Source organism: Virgibacillus dakarensis (genome assembly GCF_900155625.1).
In the GTDB taxonomy this organism is placed as follows: Bacteria; Bacillota; Bacilli; order Bacillales; family Amphibacillaceae; genus Lentibacillus_C; species Lentibacillus_C populi.
Genome location: NZ_LT732554.1, coordinates 14229 through 41217 on the forward strand (window position 1 = coordinate 14229; position 26989 = coordinate 41217).

Consider the following 26989-nt stretch of genomic DNA (forward strand, 5'->3'; position numbering starts at 1 on the left):
ATTGTTACACCCCGATCACAGAGCGCTCTAAGGTGTTTTTTTCTGCTTCCTCTTCGGCTTGAAAAGCTTCCGAAGCAATTGTTAGATTAATTCTGGCCATTTCTGTATACCCTTTTATCATGGAATCACGAAATTGCTGGATATGCTCTTCTTTCTTGGATTCTAAATAGTTTCTTGTCGCTTCACAAATGAAATCACTTAAGTCGCTATTCTCATACTTCATTAATCCATCCACCTCATTTAACAGTTTTTTTGGTAATCGTACCAAAATTTCTTGTAAGCTCTCTGACAAAATGATGCACCTCCGCCAACTGTTGAACGACCGAAATTATATTCTTTTCTAATAATATCATTGTCTACTTTGCTTTGCAAAGACATTTAAAGTTTTTTTAATATAAAATTAGGTTTATGAAATAATTGGCTGTGGTATATGTTTATTTTAGTATATCAATATTATGCCACATTATCAGCAATTAAAAAATTAGCGGTTACAGTTATGATTCCGATACCTTGTAAACCCTCGGAACCCGGCTCGTGATTATACAGGGGATTTCATAGTTTATCGTGTCCAAGTATGCAGCCACTTCATCCATTGTTATTTCCTCATTTCCCTGCTTTCCAATTAATGTTACCTTGCTACCAACTGGATATGCTTTATCCAAACGCAGCATTGTTTGATCCATACAGATTCTGCCGACAATAGGCATACGCTTCCCGTTCACCAGCACTTCCATTCCTTGAAGCTTGCGAATCCACCCGTCCGCATATCCAATTGGAATTGTTCCAATCCATTCATCCTCTTTCGCCGTATATGTTGTACCATAACTGATTGATTCGCCGGCTTGTATTTTTTTCACATGAATAAGGCGGCTATAGAGCGAAAATGCTTGCTTCAGGTTGATTTTCCTTTCTTGTTTCACCGTTTTAGACGGGTACAGTCCATACATGGCGATACCAAGCCGGGTGAACTGAAACATGTCCTCGGGAAACCGAATCGAGGCAGCACTATTTCCAATGTGGATTGCAACAGGATGTCTCCATCGCTTGCGAAATGTCTGCAATAAGGTTTGAAACCTTTTTTGCTGTTCATCATAATAGGTTAAATCAGCTGCATCGGCTGTTGCAAAATGGGTATAAATCCCGGTTAGACGAGTGTTTGGACTTTCCGCTAATTCATCTAACAACTGCTTCAGTTCCTTTTCCGTGCGGATACCAAGCCTTCCCATGCCGGTATCCCATTTCATGTGCAATTTAAGCGGCCGCTGGAAGGTACGGTCTTTTACTTCCTGCAGCCATTCCATTTGAAAAAATGTCAGGGTAAGATTGTAGTCGGCAGCAAGCGGGGTATCCTGCGGCGAAACCCAGCCAAAGACCAGAATTGGCACGGAGATACCTGCATGTCGCAATACTATTGCTTCTTCCAGCAGTGCAACCGCTATGGCACTGGCGCCGGTCTTAACAGCCTTTTTAGCAACCTCTATAGCGCCATGACCATATCCATCTGCTTTCACAACTGCAATAATTCTTGTTTCTGCTGGCAGCTTTTGTTTCATTTGCGTTATATTATAACCAATTGCTTCAAGATTTACTTCAGCCCATGTATTCCGATAAAATGTATCCTGCACAACACCTTGCCCCTTCCATTTGTAAAACATTTTCCTTCATTATTTCGCTTTCCTAATGCACTGTCAAGAATGGAGGCATTCTCCAGGCAATAAAAAGCAGACCCCCTCTCCGTTAGAGTCTGCTTACATCTATTCATGCTATTTCACTGCTTTGCCCTGGACAGATTTAGCTATTTCAATTAGTTCTTCTTTTGTCAAATCTTCACTTGCCAGATAAAAGTTTACACCATTACTGCTCCACTCGATTGCATTTTCTGAAAGTGCACCAATCGAATGCCCAAGATTTACAATGTCACCTTTTACTTCTTGCGGAGAGGATAATGTTGAGACTGCATCCTTTTTTTCCTCAATTAATGTGAAATTCTTTTCACCAGTATACGTCATAATAACTCGTTTCCCGTTATCGGTTTCTACCTCTTTTTGTTCCGCAAGCTCAGCTCCTGCCATATATAACGGAAATACGACAGTAAGTGGATCGGCATTTTCATTTTTTGCAGCAGATGCTTCAGCATGCCCACTTGTCATATTTTTTTCCATTGCAAAATCATCATCTTTAAAACTTGGTTTCATATCAAACTTCGAGAAGTTCACTTCAACAAGCGCATTTTTATCTTTGTCAAGTACCTTTACCAAAACCGGGCTATAGGTTTTTTTATCAAAATATATTTCCTGATACGGCAGATTATTGTTGCTTTGATAATTTGTTTTGGTTTGGAAAATATAGTGTGAATCACTTACTTTAAATTCGGCATCCTTGTCTTGTTTAATGTCATGGACAAGCGATTGAAAAAGATATGGCTGGCTGCTGTTATCAGGCCAGTTTGTTTGGAACTTAAAGCTTTTATTTAAAGCAGGGGTCAGCACAAACACACCATCTTTATTCTTCAGGATAATTTGGCTTCCTTTTTCATCCTGATCATTTTTCAGTGAGACACGATAATACTCTTTTTTCTTATGCCAAATATCAATCTTGTATTTCTGACTATCCTGTCCGGTATTCATTTTCATTTCCGCTTTGGCCTTGTAACCATTCATGGAATCTACTTTATCTTCCAGTTTTTTCAGAACATCCTCCTGTGACTTTTCACCGCAAGCAGTAAGTAACAAGATCAGGCCAAAGACGATCAATAACCAGATACTAAACATCTTCTTCATGGACATATCTCCCTTGTCTTGTTTCAAAACAAGAGCGCAAAACGATTACGCCCAAGTTTCCCCAGGACAAAGAGAACGTGTCACCTGCACTAAAGAAATGTACGATATACTGCTGGAATACCTTCTATAACATCGGTTGCAAGCAAATCATAATAGGAATGGTTATCCCTAATAAGCAAATCCGCGGCAGCCCCATGGACGAAGCATGCATTGCATAATGCCTGGAAAATATTTTTATGCTGCATCACCATTGCCAGGATAATCCCGGACAGCACGTCCCCACTCCCGCCTTTCGCAAGCCCCTGATTTCCGGTCTGATTAACGGCTTGCTTTCCATCTGGTACTGTGATAATTGTATGTTTTCCTTTTAACACAACATACACCTGATGGATAGCGGCAAACGCTCTGGAGTAATGAAACGGTTTTTCCAAAAGCTCGGCAATAGGCACCTCTAACAGCATGGCCATTTCTCCAGGATGTGGTGTCACAATTATCGGATCTGAACGCTTCGATAAGATGGAAGGATCAGCCTTCACATGAAACAGTCCGTCGGCATCGACAATAACCGGACAATTCGCTTCGTTCAAAACATGCATAACTAGCCGTTCCGCTTCTTTATCCCGCCCCATTCCCATCCCCATTACGATACAATCAAACCGTTCAAACGGAATTGCTGCAGCCTTCCCGCCATGTTCATTATGATCATCAACCATTAGGTAGGTCGCCTCAATACAAGTTTGGGCAATGGATGAAATAACGTTTTTCGCTGTTCCGACAGTGAGTAAGCCAGCACCAGCTCTTAAGGCTGCTTTAGCAGTCATCGCTATGGAACCTGGCATCTCGACTGATCCGCCAATAGCAAGTCCTTTCCCGTGCGTTCCTTTATGAGCATACGGATCCCGTTTCGGTAATGTATTTCGGAAGTGATGCTCCCCCCACGTATACTTTTTAGGGACATCGTCCATTGTATTAATTGAAATACCGATAGGAACAACTTCCCATTTTCCATAATAAGGTGCAGTATGCTCCAAGAAAAGACTCATTTTTGCTGCCTCAATCACAAATGTCCAGTCAGCATGAATCGCCGAAAAACCTGTTATTCCTTCATCTGCCGGAAGCCCTGTCGGTATGTCTACGGATATAACAAAATCAGCCTTTTGATTGATAATGGAGACAATTGTATAAACCGGTTCTCTTAATTCGTCATGAACCCCGATTCCGATCATAGCATCAATGATAACGTCTGAGCTGGTAACGAATTTATCCACCTCCGTTGCATCGCTGCTTACATGAACGGAACCATTACAATTTAAATATAGCGTTTTATGGTAGAGTGCCTCCCCGGTTATTCTTTCATCTGGAACAATTTGCAGAACAGTCACATTATAGTTTTGCGTATGCAATGTCCGTGCGATAACAAAACCATCCCCGCCATTATTTCCGGAACCAACAAATATACAGATTTGGTTCTGTTTCGATATAATTCCGGTTATTTTACTGCTTACCGCCCGACCTGCATTTTCCATCAGCAGTCTTTCATCCAAACCGATCTCCTGTATGGTATGACGATCCATTTCGTACATTTCTTTTGCGGTGACAATATACACTTTCGTTCCCTCCTACCCGCACTAAAATATATGAGACAACCTTACCGATTATGCTATTTATCTTCTATTACAACCTGAGCAGCTGCATATGCTTTACTATGAGTGATAGATATAAATATGGTGACATCTTCATACCCGCTGGCAGTCAATTCAGGTGCCCCAGAACCATTTGGCAGCACTTCAATATGTTGAAAGCTCAATTTTCCGATACCACGCCCGCAAGCTTTCGCAAATGCCTCTTTAGCTGCAAATCTTCCGGCCAGAAATTCTGTTTTTCGCTGTACACTTTCCAAACTAAAAAAAAGCTGATGTTCATTTTTCGTTAAAATTCGTTCACTTAGACGCGTATTTCGCTCCATGCTTTTTTTAATACGTGCTAATTCAATTAAATCCATCCCGATCCCCTTTATCAAACCATCCACCTCTTTCCTGTCATAAATGGTTTTTCATTGCATTCTGCTACATGATTTTAGTAATCTAAAAATGGTCATACTATTGTATAATGTCGCTTACAATAATAATACCCGATCGTAACGGTTTGCACAAAGGCGTAAGCGCCCGTTTAGTGACGTATGGACTGGACTGAGCCGCAGGAGATAAAGGAAACACGGTGAGCTGGAAGCGAACCGATGTTGACTTATCGTACGGAGGCGAGGGAAGTCCACTAGTCACTGGGCTCTGGAGCCGGACGTGGCTTACCCTGCTGAGGGTAGAATAGTGCCTAAATTTATATACCTTCTTAATCTTTAAAAAATTTTTGCCGAGGAGTTTATCAATGTTCATTCGCACGGAAAAAAGCATAAAGGAATTCATCCAATTTTATCCTGTTGTAGCAACTCTGGTAATCATTCATCTGGCGTTATGGCTGATCATTGACTTTTTACATTTACCAATTGGGATTCGATTCTACCAGTGGGGTGCAGGCAATAATTTATATATCCATGAAGGGGAGTATTGGCGTTTACTGTCATCGATCTTGCTTCATCACGGGTTTATGCACGCCATTTTTAATTCATTTGCACTTGTTTTGTTTGGACCCGCATTAGAACAAATACTGGGAAAAGGTAAATTCATCCTCGCCTATTTCGTTGCCGGATTTGCAGGCAATATCGCCACATACCTGATAGATCCAACTGCTTTCTACTCCTATGTCGGTGCATCCGGTGCCATATACGGATTATTTGGGATTTATGTCTATATGATCGTATTTCGAAAGGACCTAATCGACCAAGCCAGCTCGCAAGTTGTTCTAATTATTTTTGTAATTGGTTTAATTATGACATTCCTTCGTCCCAATATTAATATTTACGCACATATCTTTGGCTTCATCGGCGGATTTGCTATTGCCAGATTACTGCTAACCAACAACGTATACCCGTTTTCCCCAACTCGGAACAGAAGGCGAACGGGAACAGTACAATTTGATCCCAATCGCTGGAATAAGCGACGGCGCTTACCAAGGGGGCTCGGAACAAAAGTATTCTGGATCATTTTCGGTATTCTGGTTATACTTGGGCTATTAAGCCGAATATTGTAAGGGAGCCGGCACCTTTGTCAGTTCCCTGATTTTATCGATAAGAGTACCATTTCACTATACCATTAAAGACTAAAAGAAAAAGCTCCCGTTTTACGAGAGCTTTTGTCTTGATGCTATTAACCACGATTTTTTTGCTTTTGGTAATTTCCTTTGCGATTACGTCCGCTATATTGATTACGCCCACCTTGGCCTCGTCCGCCCTGGTTTCGTTTTCCATAATAATTGCGTTTATTTCCACGTTTATTATTGTCTTTACCTCTTTGTGCTTTTTTAACACTGATCGGTTGGATGGAAGAAATTCGTACCGGTGTGTTTCTCCGTTCTTTTGTCAGCATTTTTAATGCAGCTGCAATTACCGTTATGGAATCATGATCCTGCAGTAATTCATTAGCTGTCTCATGATACGCTTTTAGATCTTTTTGTTCAATTGTTTTCAGCAGCTTTTCCACAGCGACTTGCTGCTGGCCTCGCAAGGCATCTTGACTTGATGGCGGCATGATCCGTTTCATTTTACTTTTCGTCGTCTTTTCAATTAAATGCAAATGTGCCATTTCTCGTGGTGTAATAAACGAGATGGCTTCACCAGTGCGTCCTGCACGGCCAGTACGGCCAATCCGGTGTACATAGCTTTCCGGATCCTGCGGAATATCAAAGTTATAGACGTGCGTAACACCGGAAATATCGAGTCCTCGTGCTGCTACATCAGTTGCAACTAATACTTCAACACGGCCGTTTTTAAACTTATTCAATACCGACATCCGTTTGCCTTGTGTTAAATCTCCATGAATCCCTTCAGCACGGAATCCCCGAGCCTGCAACCCTTCTGTAATCTCGTCAACACGCTTTTTTGTCCGGCTAAAGACAATCGCTAAATCGGGGCCATTTATGTCAAGATGGTTAGTTAGCGTATCGAATTTATATTTTTCTGGAACCTCAACAAAATACTGGTCAATATTTTCAACCGTCATTTCTTTTGCCTTGACTTTAATTTCTTCTGGGTTCTTCATGAGATGTGTTGCAATATCACGAATTTCCTTTGGCATCGTTGCGGAAAATAGCAATGTTTGCCGATCTTCTGGAATTCCCTTTAAAATATCGCGAATATCATCAATGAAACCCATATTGAGCATTTCATCTGCTTCATCCAATACAGCAGTTTGCACTTGGTCGATCCGAATGGTTTTCCTGCGCATGTGATCCAGCAGCCGTCCAGGAGTTGCCACCACAATATGCGGACCATCCTTTAATGCCCGGATTTGCCGCTCCATATGCTGTCCGCCGTAGACAGGCAATGTCCGGATTCCTTTAAACTTGCCCAGTCGGTTTATTTCCTCGGCAACCTGAATGGCCAGCTCTCTTGTTGGGGCTACCACAAGTCCTTGAATTTTGTGGATGGATTTATTGATTTTTTCGATCATCGGAATGCCAAACGCGGCGGTTTTCCCTGTACCTGTTTGTGCTTGTCCAATAACATCTTTTCCTTGCATTGCAAGCGGGATTGTCTCTGCCTGAATTGGTGTCGCTTCCTCGAAACCCATTTTCTCCAATGCTTTGATAATAGGCTGCGACACTTCTAAATCATTAAATGTTGTCACCTTAATAGTCTACTCCTTTTTTCCTTGAAATTTGCATGAACAAAAGCGTAAGTGCTGTACTGCTGTCCCTAAAAAGCTCCATATTGATAGTAAGATACGAGCGTGTTCAAAGAGTTGCCGAATGCGAAGATTGACTTAGAACGCCATGTCCTATGCAGCGCAACAAGGACTGGGCAGCGCAGGGAGTCATCAAAGAAAGCGGAAAGCTTCTCTTCTCCATGCATCGCACAACGGAACAGCCGTAATATCCGCCACTGCAGGATTGCTCAAGAACCTGACTGTGCTAGCGATTTTTATGAGCGGTTTGAGCTGAAGAACTTTATCGCCAACCTTGGAGTTTGCTGCTTATTCATTGGATGTCGCTTCGAACACGCACTACAAGGAACACAATTAAGGAAGTCGACTAAGCTCTTTCACTTTCTTTATCTTTATCATAAAAAAAGGCATCCTCCAGATTGGAAAGGGGCCTCACTTGAAAATTCATGCTTAAAATAACAGTCATTTAATCATAACATATTTACCATAATGATATCTACTACTTCGTGATTTTTTATCTTTAGCATGATAAAATATATTAGATTACGTTTCAACATGATTAACAAGGAGACTTATCCACATGCGTATACCGCCATTTAACCCATATATTGCGGTTGTAATTGGTGTAATAGCCGTATCAACCTCCGCAGTTCTAGTTAAATTAGCAGATGGTACACCAGCTGCTATTATTGCAAATTATCGTTTGCTATTTGCCGTTATTCTTATGGCACCATATGTTTTTCTTAAACACCGTCATGAATTTCGGCTGATTGAAAAGAAAGACTGGATTCTTTCCATCGTCGCAGGAATATTTCTTGCATTTCATTTTATTCTTTGGTTTGAATCCCTGAATTATACATCCGTTGCAAGCTCTGTTGTCCTAGTAACGCTTCAGCCGATATTCGCCTTTATTGGTACCTATTTCTTTTTTAATGAACGATTTTCACAAGGTGCTGTCATAAGCATGATCATTGCTTTGTTAGGCAGTATTATTATCAGCTGGGGCGACTTTCGCATAAGTGGAATAGCCTTGTTTGGGGATATGCTTGCCCTTCTTGGCGCAATTGCTGTTACCGTCTACTTCTTGCTTGGGCAAAATGCTAGAAGACGGTTATCGCTGATGCCATACACATTTGTCGTATATGGCATCAGTTCCCTTACCTTAATTATTTATAATTTACTGTTGGCTAATCCGTTCTTTGGATACCCGTTAGAAAATTGGTGGATTTTCTTTGCCTTAGCGATTATTCCGACATTTTTTGGTCATACGTTGTTTAATTGGGCATTACGATGGCTTAGTACCGCAACCATTTCGATGGGAATTGTCTTTGAACCGATCGGAGCTTCCCTGCTTGCATATCTGATTCTGGATGAAAAAGTGACGCCATCCCAATGGCTGGGAGGAACCATTGTAATATTCGGGCTGTTTTTGTTCATCATGAGTACCTCCCGAAAGCGAAACGTAACGATTTCTCAGAAAAAGTAAAAACTGGTCGGGGTATTTATAAAATTTTTAAAAAATTGTCATATAAATGTTTAGACAAACCTGTTATAATAGAACCATCCTTGATAAAGCAGGTGATGCTATGCACATCCAACTAATGACTGACGGTGGTGCAGATGTTCCAAAAAAATTGTCCAAAAGCTTGCATTTAATTTCTGTACCACTTTATTTACACTTTCAGGATGAACAATACAAAAGTGGGGTTAATATAGATTTACACCGTTTTTATAAAAAAATAAAAGAAGCAAATGCGCTTCCTCGTTCATCTGCACCGAGCCCGAATGATTTTTACGAAGCATATAAACAGGTTGATCCGGCAAAGCCGATTATCATGTTCAGTTTATCAAAAGGACTGAGCAGCACATTTGAAAATGCGGTAACGGGGAAAAACATGCTGCTTGACGAACAGCCCGATCGCAAAATTGAAGTAATCAATACGAAAACAGCCTCCTGCGGGTTGGCATTGTTACTCCATGAAGCAAGTATCAAAGTGAAAGAAAACTATTCGTTTGAAAAATTGGTTGACCATCTTCATGAACGTGTGGAACAAACGACAACATTATTTGTGTTAAAAACGCTCGAAAATTTAATTCTTGGCGGCCGTTTGGACAGAGTGAAAGGCACCATTGCCAAAACCCTTAATATCAAATTATTAATGCGCGGAAATGAAAATGGTACGATCGAAGTAACCGAAAAAGTTCGGGGAGATAAAAAATCAATCAGACGATTCATCGAGCAAATTGGAGAATATACGAAAAACGCAGAAGACAAAGTAATTGCAATGACGCATTGCAATGCGGAAGAACGTGCCAAAACAGTACTTGCGGAAATCCGCAATAAATACCCATTTAAAGATGCTTTTTTATCTGAAATGGGGCCGCTGATTTCCACCTATGCGGGAGAAGGCGGGTTGGTCATATCATTTTTCAAGGACAAATAAACGGCACATACCCGCCGTTTATTTATCTTTTATCAGAAAGGAATACACCATGGAATTCAATGTATCTTTATCATTTCCCAAACAAATCAAATGCCTTGACCGTTCAAAAAATACAATTTCTTTTTGCTTGGACGTGATTTCTTTTTCTAAATAATACGCTGTCTTATATGGAACCATCCCATCCTGCTGACCCTGTGCAATCAGTACAGGAGTGTCGACTTTTTTTAAATATGGTTTTGTGTACTTGACCAGTTTTAAAAACTCTAAATTAGCCTTAAAAGGAACCGCACCAAGTTTTCGTTTATAATGCAGATACAATTTGTTCTTGTTCAAGGTTCCTCGCAAACCGTCCGCAACAACTCCTCCAATGTCACGACATATTTGTGTGAATGACAAATATTTACCAGCAGGGGCAAGTAACACGAGTTTCGTCACATTATATTTTGCTGCCAAGTAAGAAGCAATCATTCCTCCCATGGAAAATCCAATCAAGTAAATTTCATCATATTTCTCAAGCATTTGTTCGAGGGTATTTTCAGCAGCCTGGATCCAGCGTTTGTGGGAAATATCCTTGAGTGTCAATTTCTTCCCATGCCCTGGCAGGGTCGGAACTGTAATATGCCAATTTGTGTTTTCCGTCAAAAAGGAAGCTAACGGATCAACTTCATAAGGGCCACCCGTATAGCCATGAATAATTAAACAACCAATCATAAAAATTCTCCTTTAATCATTCTTTCGTTATCATACATAACCCTTCATTCATAAGGGTCTGCTCCGCCACAAATAAAGGATGTTCTGTTTTATTACCCTAACTATTATATCCCGTCACTCAATTTCTAACGCCACCGAGGTTGACCGTAAGTGTATATGTAAATAAGCTGATAAAATGATCAGCTTATTTTGTTCACAGATAATAAAGTATAAAAATTTAGGCTCAATTCTGCTCATGCCAGCGTAGGCCATGTCCGGCTAATTACAAATTTAGTAATAATGTAACAGATAAGTGAAAACGAACCACGTTCAGTTTCATTATTTAAAGTTCTTTATCATCGATCCAAATTGTTTTACGACTGGGGAAATTTGCTGGATAGTATTTGCAAATTGACCAACTGTCGAAAACATTTTATCGAGATCTACTTGCCCATCTTTATCCTGAAAATAAGCGAAAAGTCCATTCGGTTTATGTTGTGGAGATGGAGCATTCGTATGCATTAAATCAAACCAATTATCCGGTTGCTTCGGTTTTGAAAAATAGTGAAATGGTGTCTGAAAATATGCTGGATTCGGTTGTGGAAATTGCTGTTGCTGCCATTCCTTGTTGTTATAAGGATTAACATGATAAAACTTTGCGTAATCGTCATATGCCTGATATGGCTGATTATAATAGTAAGGCCTTTCAACCATTCCATACACCTCTTCTTTAGTTTATCATGTTACTAATTTATGCGGTTTCTTACCAAGTGTGAGATCAAGCGTATTTTCTTCAGTTAAAGCGATTTTCCAGTCCAAGCGCATGTTTCATTTTGTCTTTTTGAAAACCCAATATCGGATTTCCGTCAATAAACGTTACAGGGGTTCCATATATCCCTTTGTCTTGCAATTCCCTTAAATACTGTTGATTTTCTGCAACATTTCTCGTTTCGTAATTTATATTCCATTTGTCCAACTGGTCCAACAGATTTGACCGGTGTTTGTAATTATTATTAATATATACCAAAACCTGTTTCTTGTTCATGACAGCGTTCCTCCCGGAAGTTTCTTATTTTCTTAATACCCAACATACAGGAAATAAAACATAACTATTACATTTATGTTTCAATAATTAGTACTTAAGACACAAAAATGCTGAACCTGTTACAGCGTCAATACCCCCTTTCTTTTTTAGAGTTATCCGTAAAAGAAAAAAGCAAAACCATCATCCTGTCCGGAAGTGGTCTTGCTTTCGAAAAGTGGAGTACAAGCATACGTCCTAGCTTGCACTAATTATGATAATAGAGCAGAGACATCCCACGCCTCATTATTATGATATCGCTTTTTTCATACGTCTGCTATGACATAGATCACATCCGGAGTAATTTTTTTAAGATGAGTCTAGTACCCAACCCTTTAATATGTTCCTCTTCCGCCTACCATTTTTATATGACGCGGCAAAAGCCTTATTTCTGCTGGGGTAGTACCGTTTATTTCTCCGTCCATATCAATTTCCTTACCAGTGTCAGTGTTAATCGTAAGCTCATTCGTTTGGAAATGGGTAAAAGCGGTTAATTGCTCATTATCATAATTTGAATTATTCATCATTAATAATTCCCGAAAGGCTGCTATTGCCGACTTTTTTACAATCAATACATCAAGCTTTCCATCGGCAGGATCAATTGTGGAAACCGGCAGCTGTCTAGTGCCAATAAATTTACCATTTAGCACTAGAAGCATAACAGCATCACCAGTATATTGTTCATCACCCGTTTTAATTTGATAGGAAAAAGTTTCAGCTTGATTAACCGTTTTTAGCGTACTTATAAAATAACTGAGGACACCAAAGCTTTTCTTCTGATTTTCATCAATGTTTTGCGATGTCTCAGAAACAAGCCCAATCCCCCAGAAATTCAAAAAATATCTGCCCATTGATTCGCCAACATCGATTTCAACCATCTCACCATTCACAATTGCTTCTGCCGCCTGCCGCAAATTTTGCGGAATGTTTAGCATGCGGCTGAAATCATTACACGTTCCACCTGGCAAAATGGCAATCGCCGGCCGGTGCTCTTTAACAGCAATACGATTCATACATTCATGAACCGTTCCATCGCCGCCAAGGATAATGATTAAATCAACTTTATCAGCAACATTCGTACAGCAGGATTTTGCTTCTTCGATTGTCTTCGTTTGGACAACGGTTAATTCTTTAACGCTCTGTGTCAAAATGGGCAGGGTTGCCGAAAGCTTTTGTTCAATATCATCGCTCCCGGCATTCCCGTTGTATAGAAATAGTGCTTTTTTAAAGACATTCATATGTTTTCACCTCATTTCGATATTCTCCTTTTAACTATAACCGTCTCTGGTTTTATTGAATCGTTAAAAACAAAAAACTGTCAGCATAAGTGCCAACAGTCTCCGGAAAAGAAAGCTATATACCGATTTCTTTTACCTTTTTCAGCATAGTCAAAAACAACATCGAAATTGTTACTATCAATCATCATTATCAATCGACAACACGATAATTTCACCGGTATAGGCATCTATTTCGATTTCTGCTTCACTCTCCCCTGCTTCCATTTCAATTTCATAAATAAGCCGACCATCGTCTTCATCTAATTCAAAATCCGTTATCGTGCCGTTAAATTCATTCTTTGCAATCTCTCTTGCTTTTTTCGAACTGATTGCTGGGGTCTGTTTCGTATTTTGCTTCCTGATTTCTTTATGTTGATCTGTTTCCTGATCTTTATCTTCGTTTACGGCAATATTTTGCTTCTGATGGTTCGTTTCTGTTTTTTTATTTTCATTGGCTTTATCTTTAGCCTTTTCCGTATCTCCTGGATCACTTGCATTTAATTTCATTTTTTCCTTTAAGTCAAGAATTTCACCCGTTTTGCCATCGAGGTGCAGTTCATATTCTTTACTGTCTCCATTAATTTCGACTTCGTATATCGCTTTGCTGGCGTGCTCTTCCAATTCAATATCAGTGATTGTTCCCGGATATTGCCCCGATACAATTTCTTTTATTTGAGCTATTGATAATTCCGGTGCCAATTCAGAAGCACTTGAATGATATATCCCAAGTCCCAATGCCGCAGCACCCGTAACAGCCCCAATCATAATACCTATTTTATTTAACAACAGCATTTCCTCCCTTTTATTCGTTTCTTACTACAGTATATCGGGCAAGAATGAAGATACCCTGTGATAAAAATTAGAAATTGATGAGAAAAATAACTATTCTTCAATTGGCAATTTCACGGTAAATATCGACCCTTCACCGTATGCACTCGAAACTGAAATCGTCCCTTCGTGCGCCTCAACAATCGTCTTGGCAATCGACAGGCCTAAACCGGTTCCACCCGTTTCCCTGCTCCTTGCTTTGTCGACACGATAAAAACGTTCAAAAACCTTCGCCTGGTCATCCGGCCGAATTCCTTGGCCAAAGTCTTCAATTTCTAAAATTGCCTGATGGCCATCTTGGCCAACACTTACCCTAATCTCATCATCACTGTATTTCAAAGCATTGCTGATCAATATATAAACAACTTGTCTGATTTGCTCCTCATTTGCATAAATCATGACATTTTCCTGCTCGTTAATCAATGTAATTGCTCTATCATAGGCACCTGTAAAAGTACTGATACTTTTTCTGCATAAATTTACCAGGTTGATTGTCGTATGATCCTCTTCACTTTGATTTTTTGCCAGCAAAAGCATTTGCTCTACTAATTTTTGCATCCGGTCTGCTTCCGAGTCAATTGCCCCTACGGCTTCATGGAAAACCTCCGGGCGTTCCAGACCTCTTCTTTCCAATAGCTGGGCATAGCTTTTGACAATTGCAATTGGCGTTTTTAATTCATGTGAGGCATTAGAAACGAACTGCTCCTGTTTTTGGAAGTTATCTTTTAGATGATCAATCATTTCATTAAACGTAGCTTCCATTTGATATAATTCATCTTTAGAACGTCCATCTAATTCTGTCTTTTTCCAATTGCCTAGCGTCTTGTTTTCCTTCATTGTCTGAATCAGCTTATTAATTGGCTTCAATAGAAATACACTTAAAACACTGCCAGCTATAACGGTTGGAATAAGTATAATTATCGAAGCAATAATAACGGCGTAAAGCAGTACCCGCATCGTTTTTTGTAATTCTAACAAATGGTTTGATACTTGAATCGTTACAATATTACCGTCCTGCCAAATAATTGGTTGTGTGATAACAGCAATGTCCTCTCCTGTTTCCGATTTGATTACTTCCTGCTTCCCTTTTGCGGAAAATTCACCCGGGAGACTTCGATACTTATTACGTCTCGTTAATTCATTGAGTGGCTCACCATCCTTATCAATAAACCGAATCATTCCTTCAGCAGGTACATAGGCATCAAGCAGATCCTTTACGGGAATTTCCGGGTGTTCATTTAACGTACTGACAATTGTAGCCGTTCTCTCCTGCAACTGCTCCACTTCACCATTAACGGATACTTTATAAAATAAAAGATAAATCGATGTATTAACCAGGATTATCAGAATCAGTATAAAGATACTGGAAAACAATTGAATTTTTGTCCGTAATTTCATTGGCGTCTATCCTTGATCACATATCCAACACCACGAACGGTTTGGATATAGTTTTCTGTAAAGCCTTTATCGACTTTCTGCCTGAGATAGCGAATATAGACATCTACGACATTCGTATCCCCCACATAATCGTATCCCCACACATTTTCAATTAATTGATCACGCGTTAATACGATGTTTTTATTTTTTAGTAAATAAACAAGTAAATCATATTCTCGTGGTGTCAGGTCAATTTCTACTGATTTTCGTTTAACCATCCTCGTATTTAAATCAACATGCAGCTCACCTGTCTCCAAGGATTCTGTTTCCTGGTTTGTCTTCCGCTGACTGCGCAGGTGGACGCGAATACGTGCGAGCAGCTCTTCAATTTGGAATGGCTTGGTGACGTAATCATTCGCACCCAAATCCAATCCGCTCACCTTATCATGAACCTGATCTCTTGCGGTTAATAATATGATTGGTGTATGCTGATCTTTCCGGCGCACCCGGCGCAGTATTTCCAACCCGCTAAGCTCCGGAAGCATAATATCCAGTAAAACTAAATCCCATTCTTTTTCTTCCAATAACTGAAGGGCATCTTTTCCGTTAGCAGCAATTTTCGTTTCGTAATTTTCATACGTTAGTTCTAATTCTAATACGCGGCTTAGCTTTTTTTCATCTTCAACGATCAAAATAGCTGGTTGATTCATTTTTTCCACTCACTTTATCCGTTTTCTTTTAATGTACTACACTAAATGACGTTAGGAAAGTGACAAACTGAAATTTGGAATGGTCGGAATTGACATTGTGACACAGCGTCATTTATAATGATGACATTCTCAAAATAAATGACGCCGTGTCATATATTATAAATTGGAGTAATGAAAATGCCAAAAATGACCTTTTATAATTTGCCGGAAGAAAAAAAGCAGATTCTTATTCAAGCAGCGAAGAAAGAATTTTCACGAGTTTCTTTGCACGAAGCATCCATTTCTAATATCGTCAAAACCGCAGAAATCCCAAGAGGAAGTTTTTATCAATATTTTAGCGACAAGGATGATGCGTTTTTCTATATTTTGGATTTATACGGGAAGCTAGGAATAAGGGAGTTCGTTTCTTCCCTTAAAGAATCCAACGGTGACATTTTCACTACTGCTGTTACCATGTACCAATCTACACTAAGAAATTGTCAAAGCAAGGAAAATCGGGACTTCTTTAAAAATGCATTTTTAAATATGAATTATAAAATCGAGCGAACGTTTACGGATAATTTCAGTCAAGATAAATTAACACAGTTGGCGGAAATCAGACATTTGATTAATACTAAAAGATTAAATATTGCCGATGAAAGTGACTTGCTTCATATCGTGCAAATTATTATCGCCGTTGCATTTCACAATCTTGTCATTAGCTTTGCCAGAGAGTTATCGTATGATGATGCAAAAAAATGCTTTTTGAAGGAAATAAACTTGCTTAAACAAGGGCTTTATAAGGAATGACACCTACCTAAGATGACTAGGACACTATTTGTAAACATATATATTGCAAAGCAGCAAAAGGAACCGGATAATATGGAAAATGATTTCGTCACAATAATGTTTAACAATCCATGACAGATAGAAACAATTAAAAATGGGGAGTGATATGTCATGTTAGCACTGGATCATATCGTTATCGCAGGAAATAATGCAGAAAAGGCAAGCGCACAATATGGAAATAAATTTACAATAAAAGCGATAAAAGGCGGCGAGCATATAGATTGGGGCACGTACAACTACTTGTCCTACTTTTCAAATGACAGCTATTTAGAATGGCTTGGTATCACAGATCTCACAAAAGCAAAAAATGCCGAGAACCCTCTGATCCAGCATTTGGTATATACAATGGAAAATGACTTGCTAGGTCCATTCCAATTTGCACTCCGAACAAACCAGATGGATGATTATATTGCCCATTTCAAGGCGGAAGGTATCCCTTATAAAGGGCCATTTTCCGGTGAACGAGCAAAACCGGATGGAACGGTTTTGAAATGGCGGATGCTCTTCCCGGAATATGATCATACCAAAGAATTGCTCCCATTTTTAATTGAGTGGGAAAACCCGCGGGATGCCTATCCGGATACAAGCCTGCTTAACATTCAAACCATTACCAAAATCAATTACAGCGGAATGGATCGGGACAAATTCGCACACATTTATCAGTTGAAACCAAAAAAGCTAAACAAAAATCTGTTGACATTGCAAAATTGCAGGATACAGTTTACGGATCATAAAAAATTACATTTTGATTTAGTGTGATGGAAAGGGATGGGGAACATCCTTTTCTTGTCGTCTAGGAAATTATAAAATTTTGCGGCTGTGGATAACTTAATAACCGGATAAGCCACGTCCGGCTCCAGCGCCCAGCGGCTAGTGCGCTTTCCTCCCTACTGCACAAACTGTATCATTTGGTTTTGTTGGTTTGATAAAAATGGCAATTTCGCTAAATCCGGCTTTAACAAGCATACTTTTTAGCTGACCGCCGATCAGATTGGTCGTTTCATCTGTAGCACCCTTTTCATGCGGTCTTAACGTTAAGGCGATTCTCCCGCCATGGTTCATTTGCTTATAGATTTTTGTCAACGTTACAACTGGCTTGTGCCAGAATGAAACATTATTAATAGCCAGTACGTTGTCAATTTTTCGTGACAGCTTTGGAAAATCATCAGCATACCGTTCAAAAAACTGGATCTGTCCGTTGATCAAATGTTTGTTTAACCTCCTTAACGCTTGATATACCATGACCTCCGACGGATCGATACCTGTAATGTACAAATGTTTTCCTGACCCCAGGATTTCCTCCATCGCCTGTCCAGATCCGAATCCAATTTCCACAATATGATCGTGATCTTTTATATCCAAAAAGTCGATTGTCCAGCGGTTAATTTGTTTATTTTCTTTTGCCATTAGCAAGCCAAAGATTTTTCCTGTCGCCCCGGTTGGCTTGGCAAATTGCGAGAATAGTTTCTTCATCTCCGTCACCCCTTTCCCTAAGCAGTTCCCTTTGGAGCCTGGTGTTGAATCAGCCTTTTTCTGCTCATTCACACTCTACTTTGATTTCATTGCGCCTGTCGCGATACCAGGAAATAAATTGACGTGACGCATCAACGGGAATATCTTTCAGTTGCTCAAGATGAACGGGCTTTGTCCGGTTGATTGTACTGATACTGGCTAGACCAAATCGTTTTTGGAGGATGGATCGTTCTACCTCTACCTCGATCACCTTTCTCCGGTTTGTCAGGAATAATGCAGACCACAAACCACCTGTTTTAAATTGAATGAATTCACCGTTTATGACATAACGTGTATTTCGATAATCGAAAATACGACCCATGTACGTAAGCACAAATAAAATTGGCGATACATACCACAAATTGGGTTTCAGCCAGAAGATTAAAACAGTGACGGTGATACAAACCCACGGCATTCGTAACATTCGCATCAAAAGTGCTGTTTGTGGCAGCTTGTTCATATTCTCCTGAATCTTAAATGTCGGCAATAATTCCGCAATAAGCCGATTTGCCTTATCTGTCGGCAGAAACGGATAAAGTGAATTGATCTCCTCTGAGTCCTCATCATCACTTCCAGCACTAACAAGCCTTATCTCCATTAACCCGACTACCTTTTTTAATGGCGTCTGGGTCATCTGAATCGCTTGAACGTTTTCCTTACGTATGGAAAATGCCTTTTCACTTAATATGCCACTGCTAATATAAATCCGTTCCTCATCGGATGCTATTTCATATTTCCCGTATTTCAAAAATGTCCGGATCATACCAAAGGCAATCGCAATAATGACAAACAAGACGATAGCCACCCCCATGACAAGCCATGAGTTCATCAATAATGCCAAAAACCCCTTTGCTTGCTCATCCAGATTTATAACATCATCAATTTCATGATAAATGGTGGCAAGTATAGGAATAAGTCCCAGGAAGCTTAATGAGAGAAAAGATGCTCTTATTAAATCACTTCGGGTTGGATTAAAATGCACCGTCCTCCTATCACCTGTATTCTCCATACGCTCCATAACCTCAGAGGACTGCAACAATTCAGGTTCCTTAGTTTCATCCTCATGTTCCACCACTATTTGTTCATGCTCAAAGTTCCCTTCCCAATAACTGTCTAATTGCTGTTCAATCCTTTTTGCTTCTTCCTTTTTAATCGCTTCAAACTTTACCGAAGCTTCTTTATCTGTTGCACTCGTTTGTAAAGACAAAACAGTCAGGTTAAAGATTCGGTAGTAGAATGGCGTAGACAATTGCACATTTTGTATCCGGTCCAATGGCACGCGATTGTCAGTTTTCGTAAACCATCCGCTATAAATGTGAATAGAACCATTTTTAATTTCATACGTTGTTTTCCACCATTCAATGATAAGTGAAACTAACCTGTATACAAGGAAGGCCAAAAATACAATTCGCCCTAGTTTAATAAAGGTTGATACATCCCGAAAGTGAATAACGAATAAATAAATAATAAATACAAAGCTGTTCTTTAGCGTGTTGATAAAGGAAAAGATAATTTTCATCGGATGCATTCGTTTTGGCTGCATATTCAATCCACCTCCTTAAGCTTTGCTTTGTGGGCGATTTCATCACGCAGCATCAAGGCTTCGTGTTCAGGGAGCGCAGGGATCGAATGTGAAGACTGCATTGTACCAATGGATAACGTATACAACTTGTACTTTCTTAGCAGTGGACCCTGTTTCGCCTCTACATATTGTACCTTTGTCATTGGAATGATAATATGTTCCTCATTAAGAATTCCATGCTTCAATTGAACAAATTCTTCATTGATTCCATAACGCCAATATTTTTGTAGAAGTAATGGTTCCATAAAGACTGACCAGATGGCTGAAATCGGTGTCAGTACAATAAGAACCCATAATACAATGATGATCCAGTGATACCAGTCAAAGTAATACCCCGCCCAAAGAAGCCCGGCCAGAACAATAAGGGCAATGCCTTCTCCAATACTATTACTTATCCGCCAGACCGTGACGGCATCTTGTGAAATATGATTATCCGGTTCGTTTATTATGTTCAACGCTGCCTCACTCCTCAGTTGCAATTCTTACAATGAATAAGTGGTTGTCTAATGGTATGTTTTTATTTCTATTACGAATTTTTGACGATAAAAGTTTCGTATTCTAGTAAAAAATGGGGGTGCCGGATTATTTTATGGATTGATCCTTGGAAATTTCAACCCTTGGAGGAGAACATCAACCCGTGCGCGCAAAACTTCAACACATAGATGAGAGCATCAAACCGAGCTCGGAAACTTCAACCCTTGGAGCTTCAACCCGAGCGCAGAAGCTTCAACACATGGACGAGAACATCAACCCATAAAAAAAGCCAACCAAGATTCTTAATAGAACCCAGTTGGCTTAATAGAACCAGCTATCATCCAAGCTGTTCGTGTAAAAATTCCGTTACAGATTCAGGTGTCTTCGTATAGGCACTGTGCTGATGCGCAAGTTTTTCACCGTTTTGGAAAATCAAAATGCTTGGTATGCCCATTACTTCAAATTTTTCAGCGATACCTTTTACTTCATCACTATTTATTTCATACCAGTCGTAATTGCTAAATTCATCGATCACATCGCCAATGAACATATCCATTCGCTTGCAATCCGGACACCAATCAGCAAAGAACTTTACAATGACAGGCTTTTCACTTTCAATAACCTCATTAAATTGTTTTTCCGTGTTTATATGTTTCATTTTCTTAACACTCCTTATCAACATCTGCCTTTATTGTATCGATTATCAGCCTGATTGTCTTACAGTTTGCTCTAATCTTTATATTCCACCCGACCGAGAATATAGGCGACAAGTAGTCCTGCCGCAAACGCTGCAACACTTAACAGTACGATTGAATTGGCTGTTGGCCACCCAGGAAATACAACAGCAATAGATCCGATGACTAATCCGATGATCAATGCAAACGTGCCAATTCGATAATTCCGTAAAAAGAAATTAATAATTTTACTCATCAGAACAATACCCAACACGATACCTACCCCTGTTACTGCTAAAATATCAAAGTGCAAATTACTCACAGCACCAATAATGGTCGGATATACGCCAACTACGAGAAGCATGAATGATCCACTAATCCCAGGCAAAATCATCGCACTACTGGCAAGGATTCCAGAAAAGAATAATAGAACATAAGTTGACGTTGTTATATCTTTTATAACGGAAGGTTCACCGGCTTGCAAGAATGCCAATGATCCTACTAATAAGGCGCCAATGATCAGCAACAGAAAGTGATTCATCCGGAACGTATTTTTAGCATCAGCCTGATGAAATAGATAAGGCAATATCCCAATGATCAGACCTAGAAAGAAAAATTGTGTCGGCATCGCATGATGCTCGAACAACCATTCAATTAGCCTGCTTAATAATAAAATTGCTGCTCCAACTCCAATTGCAAGCGGGATTAAAAAACCGAGTTGTTTTTTCCAATCTTTACTGAAGATCCCATTTATAGCTGCTATTAATCGATCATAGATGCCGAGCAGAACAGCGATCGTTCCCCCACTAACCCCGGGGATGACATCACTTGCACCCATCAGCATGCCGCGATAAATATTTTTCCATTCCATGTAGTAAACTCCTCATCACAAATATTCGTCTCACACATAAATTTATCATATCAAAAATCACTTGCAATTTATATATGAAAATGTATAATTAAGTTAGGCTATCTTGTAAGGCAAGGTAGCCAATTCATTCCTTAGTATCTTGTATGACAAGGTAGGTGCATCAATTTGACATTACGAAGCCAGTTACTCAAAGGTATTCTTGAAGGCTGCATTCTTTCCATTATCGGACAGCAGCCAACTTACGGATATGAGCTATCCGTTCGACTGCAGGGGTTCGGTTTAGCCGATGTCAGTGAGGGTTCAATCTATCCGATTCTACTCCGGCTGCAAAAAGAAAAACTAATCGAAGGGGTTATGCAAAAATCGGAATCAGGACCCAAGCGGAAATATTATCATTTAACACCCGAGGGGGAACAAGCTTTAGCAGAATTTATCCATCACTGGGAGACGATTAAACAACCCGTTGACCGGATTATCGAAAAAGGGGGAGATATGTCGTGAATGCAAAGGAACTTATTGCATTAAATAATGAGAAACGAGAGCAATTAAATAAAGAAAACCTTGCTTATTATGAGGAGATGCTTGTTTTTATCAGGCTTAGCTTTAACAAGTCGGAGCAGCAGACGGAAGAATTGTTATTAGAGTTATTGGAGCATTTATTGCAAGCACAAGCGGAAGGGAGATCAGCTGAAGAGGTATTTGGTGCTGACCCAAAAGCATATTGTCAGGAATTAATTGGGGAGATACCGAAAGAACAGACAAAGCAGCAAATTCCTTTTATAGCTCATGTTGTCTTGCAATTTTTAGCGTTCATTAGTCTTGTAACCGGGATCGTACAGCTGGGGCTGTTTTATTTCTTTGGTATAGGTTTAAATACAGTTTCGATTTCACTTGGAGCCGGTCTGGTAACTATATTGATTTTTTTGGCGTTGCTTTATAGTTTTATTTTCATTATATTTAAATGGATTAAACGCTCATCCTTTAAAAATAAGCAATTGAAAAAGTGGGTCGAATTCATCCAGCTTTGGTTAATTTGCACAATCCATATTGGTCTATTAGCCTTCGTCCCCAGGTTGATTCCTGATTTCGGACCCGTCATAACATTGCATGCTATTTGGTTTGCAGTAGTAGGTGTCGTACTTTATCTTGTATCTTATTTGGTTAAGAGAAGTTGGTAGCTTAAACCAGGAGTAAAAGGTAAGACAATAAAAAAGTTGATTTTTTTGATTTATTCGCATATAATTAAAGTAGAAGATAATAATAAAAAAGGAGCCGTAAGCTGTAACTTACGACTCTGGACAGTTACCACAGAGTGTGGCGACTAGGTTTTAATTAGGGCTAAAAGTAATCACCCGCTTATTCCAGTCAACAGGGTGATTACTTTTTTTCATGGCTGCTCACAATCAAGACAGCAAGAGTTGCGAATAGTATCATCAACTCTAGTGTTTTCTCAATTGGTATCACAGGCATCCACCCCCTTTCTTTCCTGGGGATGAACCGCCACACCTCCCGTCTGTTATGGGATGTGCGCCACACCCTGCTTCACTGTCCATCTCCATTATACAACAAAAATAGCAGAAAGGAACAATATATTTTGTAATTTCAATAAATTTAATCCAACAGTATCATCACACTCTATGAGAATATTCCTGAACCTTTTCCTTCAGTAAAGTTTTTTTCATTTCAACCCACTTTATCTTTCCAAAGGTAGCAAACGACAAGACGCTAATAATTATATATGACAAATACGGTGGTTCCTTCATAGATTGTTTAATAATTTCCAAAGGTATTTAACTCCTCCTGATATAGATTAATACACTCAGTAATCCAACTTTTTAAACAAATACACACTCCTTCATTTTATTATACCTCAAGGCTCATTCCAGAAAAAAGTTGTTACTATAAAAGGAATAATAATTGTTATGAACACTATAGCTCCATTTCCGATTAAACCAGTTTTTCTTACCACACCTTTTTCCGCAAAGAATGCCAAAAGAAAACCGATCGCTGATACTACAACACCACCAAACCAAAAACTATCATTTCCCAATAAAGCCAATATATATGCTGCTAAACCAAATAAGAAGAAGACAGTGGAGAGAGTACCCACTATTTTTTTCATTTTCCGCATCAACCCCTAAGCTTGCTTTTACTTAACCAAAACACTGAGTATGGTACCGACAATAATGCCAAGGTAAATTGAAACTGTAAAGGCTCCTAACCCCATACCTGCCCAGCCGCCTACTCCGAATATGCTATATAAAAAGGTAAAAATGCAGATTAGACTGAGCACACTTGTTATGACATAAAATACTGTTTTGGTAATGAATCTTTATCACAATCGCCGCACCAGCACCGGCAAAGATAATTGGCAGCCAATCCTTAAAAACTGGCAAATCCATGAAAAACAATTCATTTATATAATATTCTTCAACCAAATCATTAATCGTACAAACTCTAGAGGCTTGAATACTATTATGAGCAGCAAGATAATGAAGAATAATGCAATGCTAATGACATTTGCTCTGCCTTTTTCGCCACGAAATAGAGCAACAAATCCCAATACCACGCTAACCAATAAGAACAAATATCCGATGAATGCAATTGATTCAGAATAGTTCAGAAACCCCCAATTGATTCCAAGCAACAATAGCCCTAATAATATAAAGGTTAATGCCCCAATGCTATACCTTCTCAATCATAAATCCCCCTTAAAACCTATTTCATATCATCTACTTCCGGTATATTAATGCTCAAATGTTTCCGCTGATCCCCATCCATGCTAACCCGCCAGTAAGAGTATTCAGAACGAGCTTCGCCAAATTTTTCATCAACCGTTACGATAAGACTGTTACTATGATGAAAAAACACCGGGTTTGTAACATGTTTGTGAAAAGATGTAATTTGCTTTGCTTGTTGCGTGTCAACATCCATTTTAAAAGCTTCATAAATGAACAAACCATCTTTACCCTTAGTTGCAACATCAGAGAATGTAACCCGTTTCCCATCTGATGATAACGAAGGTGACGAAATAATCGGGGCACCAGAGGCAAACTCTCCACTTGGTATTACAACTGTTTCCCCATCATCTGCAAGGGAGTGAAATACTAACTGATCACCATTCCCGTAACTCCGGTACATCAACTGCTTTCCATCCGGTGTTACAGCTAAACCAGACATTTCATATGCCTTTTTATGTGTAATTTGATCGATTGCTTTTGTTTCTAAATCCATGCGAAATATATCAAATTCATGTGGCCGCTTGGAAGCAATTTCAGAATAATTTTTGTATACCGATGCCTTTAGGAAATATAGTGTTTTCCCATCCGGAGAAAAAACTGCTTCCGTAATTAGGTTATTCGTATCCGTCAGCTGTTCCATTTTCCCGTTCGTCTGGTCAATTATCATTAATTCTCCAAAAGTACGTTCTTGTTCTTCAACTTCCCACTGTTTGATAAAAGCCACTTTATCTCCATTTGGGGAAAACGTCGGATTAATAAAAGAATTTCCCTCAATCGGTTTTGCTAATAGCTTTGCCGTTCCACCACTTGCTGGCACAGTATATAACGAAGCGTTACCATCCTGGAAATAAGAGAAAACCAATGTTTCATCATCGGGTGATAGGTCTGTGGTTTCACCAAATCCTGAAAAACCCTTTGAAGGCTCAGCGAATAGACTTATCCCCCACATAAAAAAGAACAGGAAGACCATGCCAATTAGGAAAGTTATATTCTTCATTTTTAACGACATCTTGTCATCCTCCCACAGAAAAATTATGTAAATACGAGAATCCCAAAAGGCAAGGCAATAGCAACACCGGAAAACAGGAAACCTGTCGCAAGCGATAACAACGGTTTTTTTGCAATGTATGTCATTTGGAATTTATAAAAGGTTAGCCATAAAAAAATAGGAATTGATGGCACAAATGCAATTGCACGCATGCCGATAAAGACAAGGAATCCCCACATAAAGAACAATCCAAGGGAAATAATAATAACCCCGAATAACAGATTCATAATATAGCTGAATTTCACCAGCCCAGGTTTTCTCTGTTCATTTTCCGTCTGGCTAGTAGAATAATAGGAATTTCTGAAAACAAAAATTAGACTAACAATGATCAAGATAGTTAGATATAAACTAAATAAGAATGCCTGTCCCCCGGGTGCCGTTTCTACCATCATCAGATCGATCCCACTCCAAGTGGCGGAGACGAGTATTAACAAATTGACCAAATAGAAATACCGGCCAACAATTGATATATTAATTGCAGCCAAAATGACAGCCGTTCCTATAAGCAGTTGAATACCAAACCACACAATTATCCGCTCATGAAGCAAAAAAACAGCATTCAAATAGAAAATGACTCCGAATATAATTGTCGCGATGCCGATTACGTATAATAAACCACGCTGAAATGGATAAATGGACTCCTGTAGTTCACGCCCGATTCTGCTTGGATTCCCAAAATCAGCAAGTGCATATTTCTCCGCTTGTTTTTCAGAATACCCTTCGTAGAGGTAACGCTTCTTTGCTTCTTCCAGATGCATGAGAAGTTCTTCACGCATTTCTTCCCGTTCAGCTTTTGGACTTTGCATTTGCTCAAGGACGCGACGGATATATTTTTCCGTCCGGTTCATGATAAGTTCCCCGATGTTTTTGTGATTAGGTTATGAATGCTGTTCCATTCCTTCAGTTTTTTTTCCAATATTGCACTTCCGTCATCGGTTAATTTATAATACTTTCTTCTCCCATTTTCGGTTTCCGACCAATATGAACAGACCCAATTCTTTTTTTCCATTCTTTTCAAAGCTGGATAAAGCGTCCCTTCACTCATACTGTAAAGCTGTTCGCTTTTGTCTTTTAACACTTTTACCATTTCATAACCGTACATATCTTTTTCGGATAATAAATTAAGCAATAAAATGTCAATGCTGCCCTTCATAATTTCTCGGTCCATTCGTCTTCACTCCTTTTTAACATTGTAATACGATGTGCATCGTTTTACAAGGTATAAGAGAAGATTAATTTTACTGAAGACTAAATTCTCAAAGGTTGTATTTTTAATTGATATTGCATATAATAAAAA

The 26989-nt window shown here is 39.3% G+C and carries 31 protein-coding genes; 7 read left to right on the plus strand and 24 right to left on the minus strand.

The window, feature by feature from the left end:
- Window positions 1–4: 4 nt before the first annotated feature.
- The 5 genes from CZ382_RS09590 to acpS form a co-directional block, all read right to left on the minus strand.
- Complete coding sequence (locus tag CZ382_RS09590) at window positions 5–292, minus strand: CopG family ribbon-helix-helix protein (protein ID WP_088051039.1); 288 nt, start codon at window positions 290–292, stop codon at window positions 5–7.
- Window positions 293–494: 202 nt separating this feature from the next.
- Complete coding sequence (gene alr / locus CZ382_RS09595) at window positions 495–1625, minus strand: alanine racemase (RefSeq protein WP_188725638.1); 1131 nt, start codon at window positions 1623–1625, stop codon at window positions 495–497.
- A gap of 138 nt (window positions 1626–1763) precedes the next feature.
- Complete coding sequence (locus tag CZ382_RS09600) at window positions 1764–2780, minus strand: LolA family protein (protein ID WP_088051041.1); 1017 nt, start codon at window positions 2778–2780, stop codon at window positions 1764–1766.
- 89 nt (window positions 2781–2869) lie between these two features.
- Window positions 2870–4387, minus strand: a complete 1518-nt coding sequence (locus CZ382_RS09605) for an NAD(P)H-hydrate dehydratase (RefSeq protein WP_088051042.1) — start codon at window positions 4385–4387, stop codon at window positions 2870–2872.
- A gap of 53 nt (window positions 4388–4440) precedes the next feature.
- Complete coding sequence (gene acpS, locus CZ382_RS09610; protein ID WP_088051043.1) at window positions 4441–4800, minus strand: holo-ACP synthase; 360 nt, start codon at window positions 4798–4800, stop codon at window positions 4441–4443.
- Window positions 4801–5162: 362 nt separating this feature from the next.
- Between acpS and CZ382_RS09615 the strand changes: the two genes are divergently transcribed.
- Window positions 5163–5924, plus strand: coding sequence for a rhomboid family intramembrane serine protease (locus CZ382_RS09615; protein ID WP_088051044.1), 762 nt, complete (start codon window positions 5163–5165; stop codon window positions 5922–5924).
- Between the two features lie 116 nt (window positions 5925–6040).
- On the opposite strand, the gene CZ382_RS09620 is transcribed toward CZ382_RS09615, so the two are convergent.
- On the minus strand, window positions 6041–7519 hold the full coding sequence (locus tag CZ382_RS09620; protein WP_088051045.1) for a DEAD/DEAH box helicase: 1479 nt from the start codon (window positions 7517–7519) through the stop codon (window positions 6041–6043).
- Window positions 7520–8135: 616 nt separating this feature from the next.
- Here CZ382_RS09620 and CZ382_RS09625 point away from each other — a divergent pair.
- Entirely contained in the window at window positions 8136–9041 is a 906-nt protein-coding gene (locus CZ382_RS09625; RefSeq protein ID WP_088051046.1) for a DMT family transporter, read from the plus strand.
- A gap of 100 nt (window positions 9042–9141) precedes the next feature.
- On the plus strand, window positions 9142–9999 hold the full coding sequence (locus CZ382_RS09630) for a DegV family protein (protein ID WP_088051047.1): 858 nt from the start codon (window positions 9142–9144) through the stop codon (window positions 9997–9999).
- Window positions 10000–10017: 18 nt separating this feature from the next.
- Here the strand turns inward: CZ382_RS09630 and CZ382_RS09635 are convergent, their stop codons facing one another.
- From CZ382_RS09635 to CZ382_RS09665, 7 genes are all read right to left on the minus strand, one after another.
- The gene (locus tag CZ382_RS09635; protein WP_088051048.1) at window positions 10018–10710 is read right to left on the minus strand and encodes an alpha/beta hydrolase; all 693 of its coding nucleotides are present in this window, start codon (window positions 10708–10710) and stop codon (window positions 10018–10020) included.
- A 318-nt stretch (window positions 10711–11028) separates the two neighbouring features.
- The gene (locus CZ382_RS09640; RefSeq protein WP_088051049.1) at window positions 11029–11403 is read right to left on the minus strand and encodes a YppG family protein; all 375 of its coding nucleotides are present in this window, start codon (window positions 11401–11403) and stop codon (window positions 11029–11031) included.
- A gap of 79 nt (window positions 11404–11482) precedes the next feature.
- On the minus strand, window positions 11483–11734 hold the full coding sequence (locus CZ382_RS09645; protein ID WP_088051050.1) for a glutaredoxin family protein: 252 nt from the start codon (window positions 11732–11734) through the stop codon (window positions 11483–11485).
- Window positions 11735–12105: 371 nt separating this feature from the next.
- Window positions 12106–13008 (minus strand): YegS/Rv2252/BmrU family lipid kinase, encoded by a 903-nt coding sequence (locus CZ382_RS09650; RefSeq protein ID WP_088051051.1) that lies wholly within the window; start codon window positions 13006–13008, stop codon window positions 12106–12108.
- Window positions 13009–13185: 177 nt separating this feature from the next.
- On the minus strand, window positions 13186–13833 hold the full coding sequence (locus tag CZ382_RS09655) for a PepSY domain-containing protein (RefSeq protein ID WP_159457783.1): 648 nt from the start codon (window positions 13831–13833) through the stop codon (window positions 13186–13188).
- A 96-nt stretch (window positions 13834–13929) separates the two neighbouring features.
- Window positions 13930–15273, minus strand: coding sequence for a HAMP domain-containing sensor histidine kinase (locus tag CZ382_RS09660; RefSeq protein ID WP_088051053.1), 1344 nt, complete (start codon window positions 15271–15273; stop codon window positions 13930–13932).
- A complete protein-coding gene (locus tag CZ382_RS09665) occupies window positions 15270–15962 on the minus strand; it encodes a response regulator transcription factor (protein ID WP_088051054.1) in 693 nt (230 codons plus the stop codon). Before CZ382_RS09665 ends, CZ382_RS09660 begins: the two co-directional genes overlap by 4 nt.
- Before the next feature lie 177 nt (window positions 15963–16139).
- Here CZ382_RS09665 and CZ382_RS09670 point away from each other — a divergent pair, with 177 nt between their 5' ends.
- Entirely contained in the window at window positions 16140–16751 is a 612-nt protein-coding gene (locus CZ382_RS09670) for a TetR/AcrR family transcriptional regulator (RefSeq protein ID WP_088051055.1), read from the plus strand.
- A 150-nt stretch (window positions 16752–16901) separates the two neighbouring features.
- Window positions 16902–17549, plus strand: coding sequence for a VOC family protein (locus tag CZ382_RS09675; protein WP_088051056.1), 648 nt, complete (start codon window positions 16902–16904; stop codon window positions 17547–17549).
- Window positions 17550–17660: 111 nt separating this feature from the next.
- Here the strand turns inward: CZ382_RS09675 and CZ382_RS09680 are convergent, their stop codons facing one another.
- From CZ382_RS09680 to CZ382_RS09700, 5 genes are all read right to left on the minus strand, one after another.
- Complete coding sequence (locus tag CZ382_RS09680) at window positions 17661–18263, minus strand: class I SAM-dependent methyltransferase (RefSeq protein ID WP_088051057.1); 603 nt, start codon at window positions 18261–18263, stop codon at window positions 17661–17663.
- Between the two features lie 64 nt (window positions 18264–18327).
- A complete protein-coding gene (locus CZ382_RS09685) occupies window positions 18328–19845 on the minus strand; it encodes a PH domain-containing protein (RefSeq protein ID WP_088051058.1) in 1518 nt (505 codons plus the stop codon).
- Between the two features lie 2 nt (window positions 19846–19847).
- Complete coding sequence (locus CZ382_RS09690; protein WP_088051059.1) at window positions 19848–20339, minus strand: PH domain-containing protein; 492 nt, start codon at window positions 20337–20339, stop codon at window positions 19848–19850.
- 356 nt (window positions 20340–20695) lie between these two features.
- The gene (locus CZ382_RS09695; RefSeq protein WP_088051060.1) at window positions 20696–21016 is read right to left on the minus strand and encodes a thioredoxin family protein; all 321 of its coding nucleotides are present in this window, start codon (window positions 21014–21016) and stop codon (window positions 20696–20698) included.
- A gap of 71 nt (window positions 21017–21087) precedes the next feature.
- Window positions 21088–21903 (minus strand): DUF368 domain-containing protein, encoded by an 816-nt coding sequence (locus tag CZ382_RS09700; RefSeq protein WP_088051061.1) that lies wholly within the window; start codon window positions 21901–21903, stop codon window positions 21088–21090.
- Between the two features lie 165 nt (window positions 21904–22068).
- Between CZ382_RS09700 and CZ382_RS09705 the strand changes: the two genes are divergently transcribed.
- Window positions 22069–22404: a PadR family transcriptional regulator gene (locus tag CZ382_RS09705; protein ID WP_088051062.1), complete on the plus strand. Its 336-nt coding sequence runs from the start codon at window positions 22069–22071 to the stop codon at window positions 22402–22404.
- Complete coding sequence (locus CZ382_RS09710) at window positions 22401–23081, plus strand: DUF1129 family protein (RefSeq protein WP_088051063.1); 681 nt, start codon at window positions 22401–22403, stop codon at window positions 23079–23081. The genes CZ382_RS09705 and CZ382_RS09710 overlap by 4 nt, the downstream gene beginning before the upstream one ends.
- Window positions 23082–23773: 692 nt before the next feature.
- Here the strand turns inward: CZ382_RS09710 and CZ382_RS09715 are convergent.
- The 6 genes from CZ382_RS09715 to CZ382_RS09740 all read right to left on the minus strand — a co-directional run bounded on the left by CZ382_RS09715 (window position 23774) and on the right by CZ382_RS09740 (window position 26860).
- A complete protein-coding gene (locus tag CZ382_RS09715) occupies window positions 23774–24025 on the minus strand; it encodes a hypothetical protein (RefSeq protein ID WP_088051064.1) in 252 nt (83 codons plus the stop codon).
- A 27-nt stretch (window positions 24026–24052) separates the two neighbouring features.
- Window positions 24053–24229 (minus strand): YesK family protein, encoded by a 177-nt coding sequence (locus CZ382_RS24780; RefSeq protein WP_088051065.1) that lies wholly within the window; start codon window positions 24227–24229, stop codon window positions 24053–24055.
- Between the two features lie 90 nt (window positions 24230–24319).
- Window positions 24320–24601, minus strand: a complete 282-nt coding sequence (locus tag CZ382_RS09725) for a hypothetical protein (protein ID WP_088051066.1) — start codon at window positions 24599–24601, stop codon at window positions 24320–24322.
- Window positions 24602–24621: 20 nt separating this feature from the next.
- Complete coding sequence (locus CZ382_RS09730) at window positions 24622–25653, minus strand: TolB-like translocation protein (protein WP_088051067.1); 1032 nt, start codon at window positions 25651–25653, stop codon at window positions 24622–24624.
- Window positions 25654–25676: 23 nt separating this feature from the next.
- Window positions 25677–26540, minus strand: a complete 864-nt coding sequence (locus CZ382_RS09735; protein ID WP_088051068.1) for a permease prefix domain 1-containing protein — start codon at window positions 26538–26540, stop codon at window positions 25677–25679.
- The gene (locus CZ382_RS09740; RefSeq protein ID WP_088051069.1) at window positions 26537–26860 is read right to left on the minus strand and encodes a PadR family transcriptional regulator; all 324 of its coding nucleotides are present in this window, start codon (window positions 26858–26860) and stop codon (window positions 26537–26539) included. The genes CZ382_RS09735 and CZ382_RS09740 overlap by 4 nt, the downstream gene beginning before the upstream one ends.
- Window positions 26861–26989 lie beyond the last annotated feature (129 nt).

Coding starts and splice junctions, on each gene's coding strand:
- CZ382_RS09600 (WP_088051041.1), bottom strand. CDS start 2,780: ATGAAGAAGATGTTTAGTATCTGGTTATTGATCGTCTTTGGCCTGATC.
- CZ382_RS09615 (WP_088051044.1), top strand. CDS start 5,163: ATGTTCATTCGCACGGAAAAAAGCATAAAGGAATTCATCCAATTTTAT.
- CZ382_RS09625 (WP_088051046.1), top strand. CDS start 8,136: ATGCGTATACCGCCATTTAACCCATATATTGCGGTTGTAATTGGTGTA.
- CZ382_RS09630 (WP_088051047.1), top strand. CDS start 9,142: ATGCACATCCAACTAATGACTGACGGTGGTGCAGATGTTCCAAAAAAA.
- CZ382_RS09635 (WP_088051048.1), bottom strand. CDS start 10,710: ATGATTGGTTGTTTAATTATTCATGGCTATACGGGTGGCCCTTATGAA.
- CZ382_RS09640 (WP_088051049.1), bottom strand. CDS start 11,403: ATGGTTGAAAGGCCTTACTATTATAATCAGCCATATCAGGCATATGAC.
- CZ382_RS09645 (WP_088051050.1), bottom strand. CDS start 11,734: ATGAACAAGAAACAGGTTTTGGTATATATTAATAATAATTACAAACAC.
- CZ382_RS09650 (WP_088051051.1), bottom strand. CDS start 13,008: ATGAATGTCTTTAAAAAAGCACTATTTCTATACAACGGGAATGCCGGG.
- CZ382_RS09660 (WP_088051053.1), bottom strand. CDS start 15,273: ATGAAATTACGGACAAAAATTCAATTGTTTTCCAGTATCTTTATACTG.
- CZ382_RS09665 (WP_088051054.1), bottom strand. CDS start 15,962: ATGAATCAACCAGCTATTTTGATCGTTGAAGATGAAAAAAAGCTAAGC.
- CZ382_RS09670 (WP_088051055.1), top strand. CDS start 16,140: ATGCCAAAAATGACCTTTTATAATTTGCCGGAAGAAAAAAAGCAGATT.
- CZ382_RS09675 (WP_088051056.1), top strand. CDS start 16,902: ATGTTAGCACTGGATCATATCGTTATCGCAGGAAATAATGCAGAAAAG.
- CZ382_RS09680 (WP_088051057.1), bottom strand. CDS start 18,263: ATGAAGAAACTATTCTCGCAATTTGCCAAGCCAACCGGGGCGACAGGA.
- CZ382_RS09685 (WP_088051058.1), bottom strand. CDS start 19,845: ATGCAGCCAAAACGAATGCATCCGATGAAAATTATCTTTTCCTTTATC.
- CZ382_RS09695 (WP_088051060.1), bottom strand. CDS start 21,016: ATGAAACATATAAACACGGAAAAACAATTTAATGAGGTTATTGAAAGT.
- CZ382_RS09700 (WP_088051061.1), bottom strand. CDS start 21,903: ATGGAATGGAAAAATATTTATCGCGGCATGCTGATGGGTGCAAGTGAT.
- CZ382_RS09715 (WP_088051064.1), bottom strand. CDS start 24,025: ATGAAAAAAATAGTGGGTACTCTCTCCACTGTCTTCTTCTTATTTGGT.
- CZ382_RS09730 (WP_088051067.1), bottom strand. CDS start 25,653: ATGTCGTTAAAAATGAAGAATATAACTTTCCTAATTGGCATGGTCTTC.
- CZ382_RS09735 (WP_088051068.1), bottom strand. CDS start 26,540: ATGAACCGGACGGAAAAATATATCCGTCGCGTCCTTGAGCAAATGCAA.
- CZ382_RS09740 (WP_088051069.1), bottom strand. CDS start 26,860: ATGGACCGAGAAATTATGAAGGGCAGCATTGACATTTTATTGCTTAAT.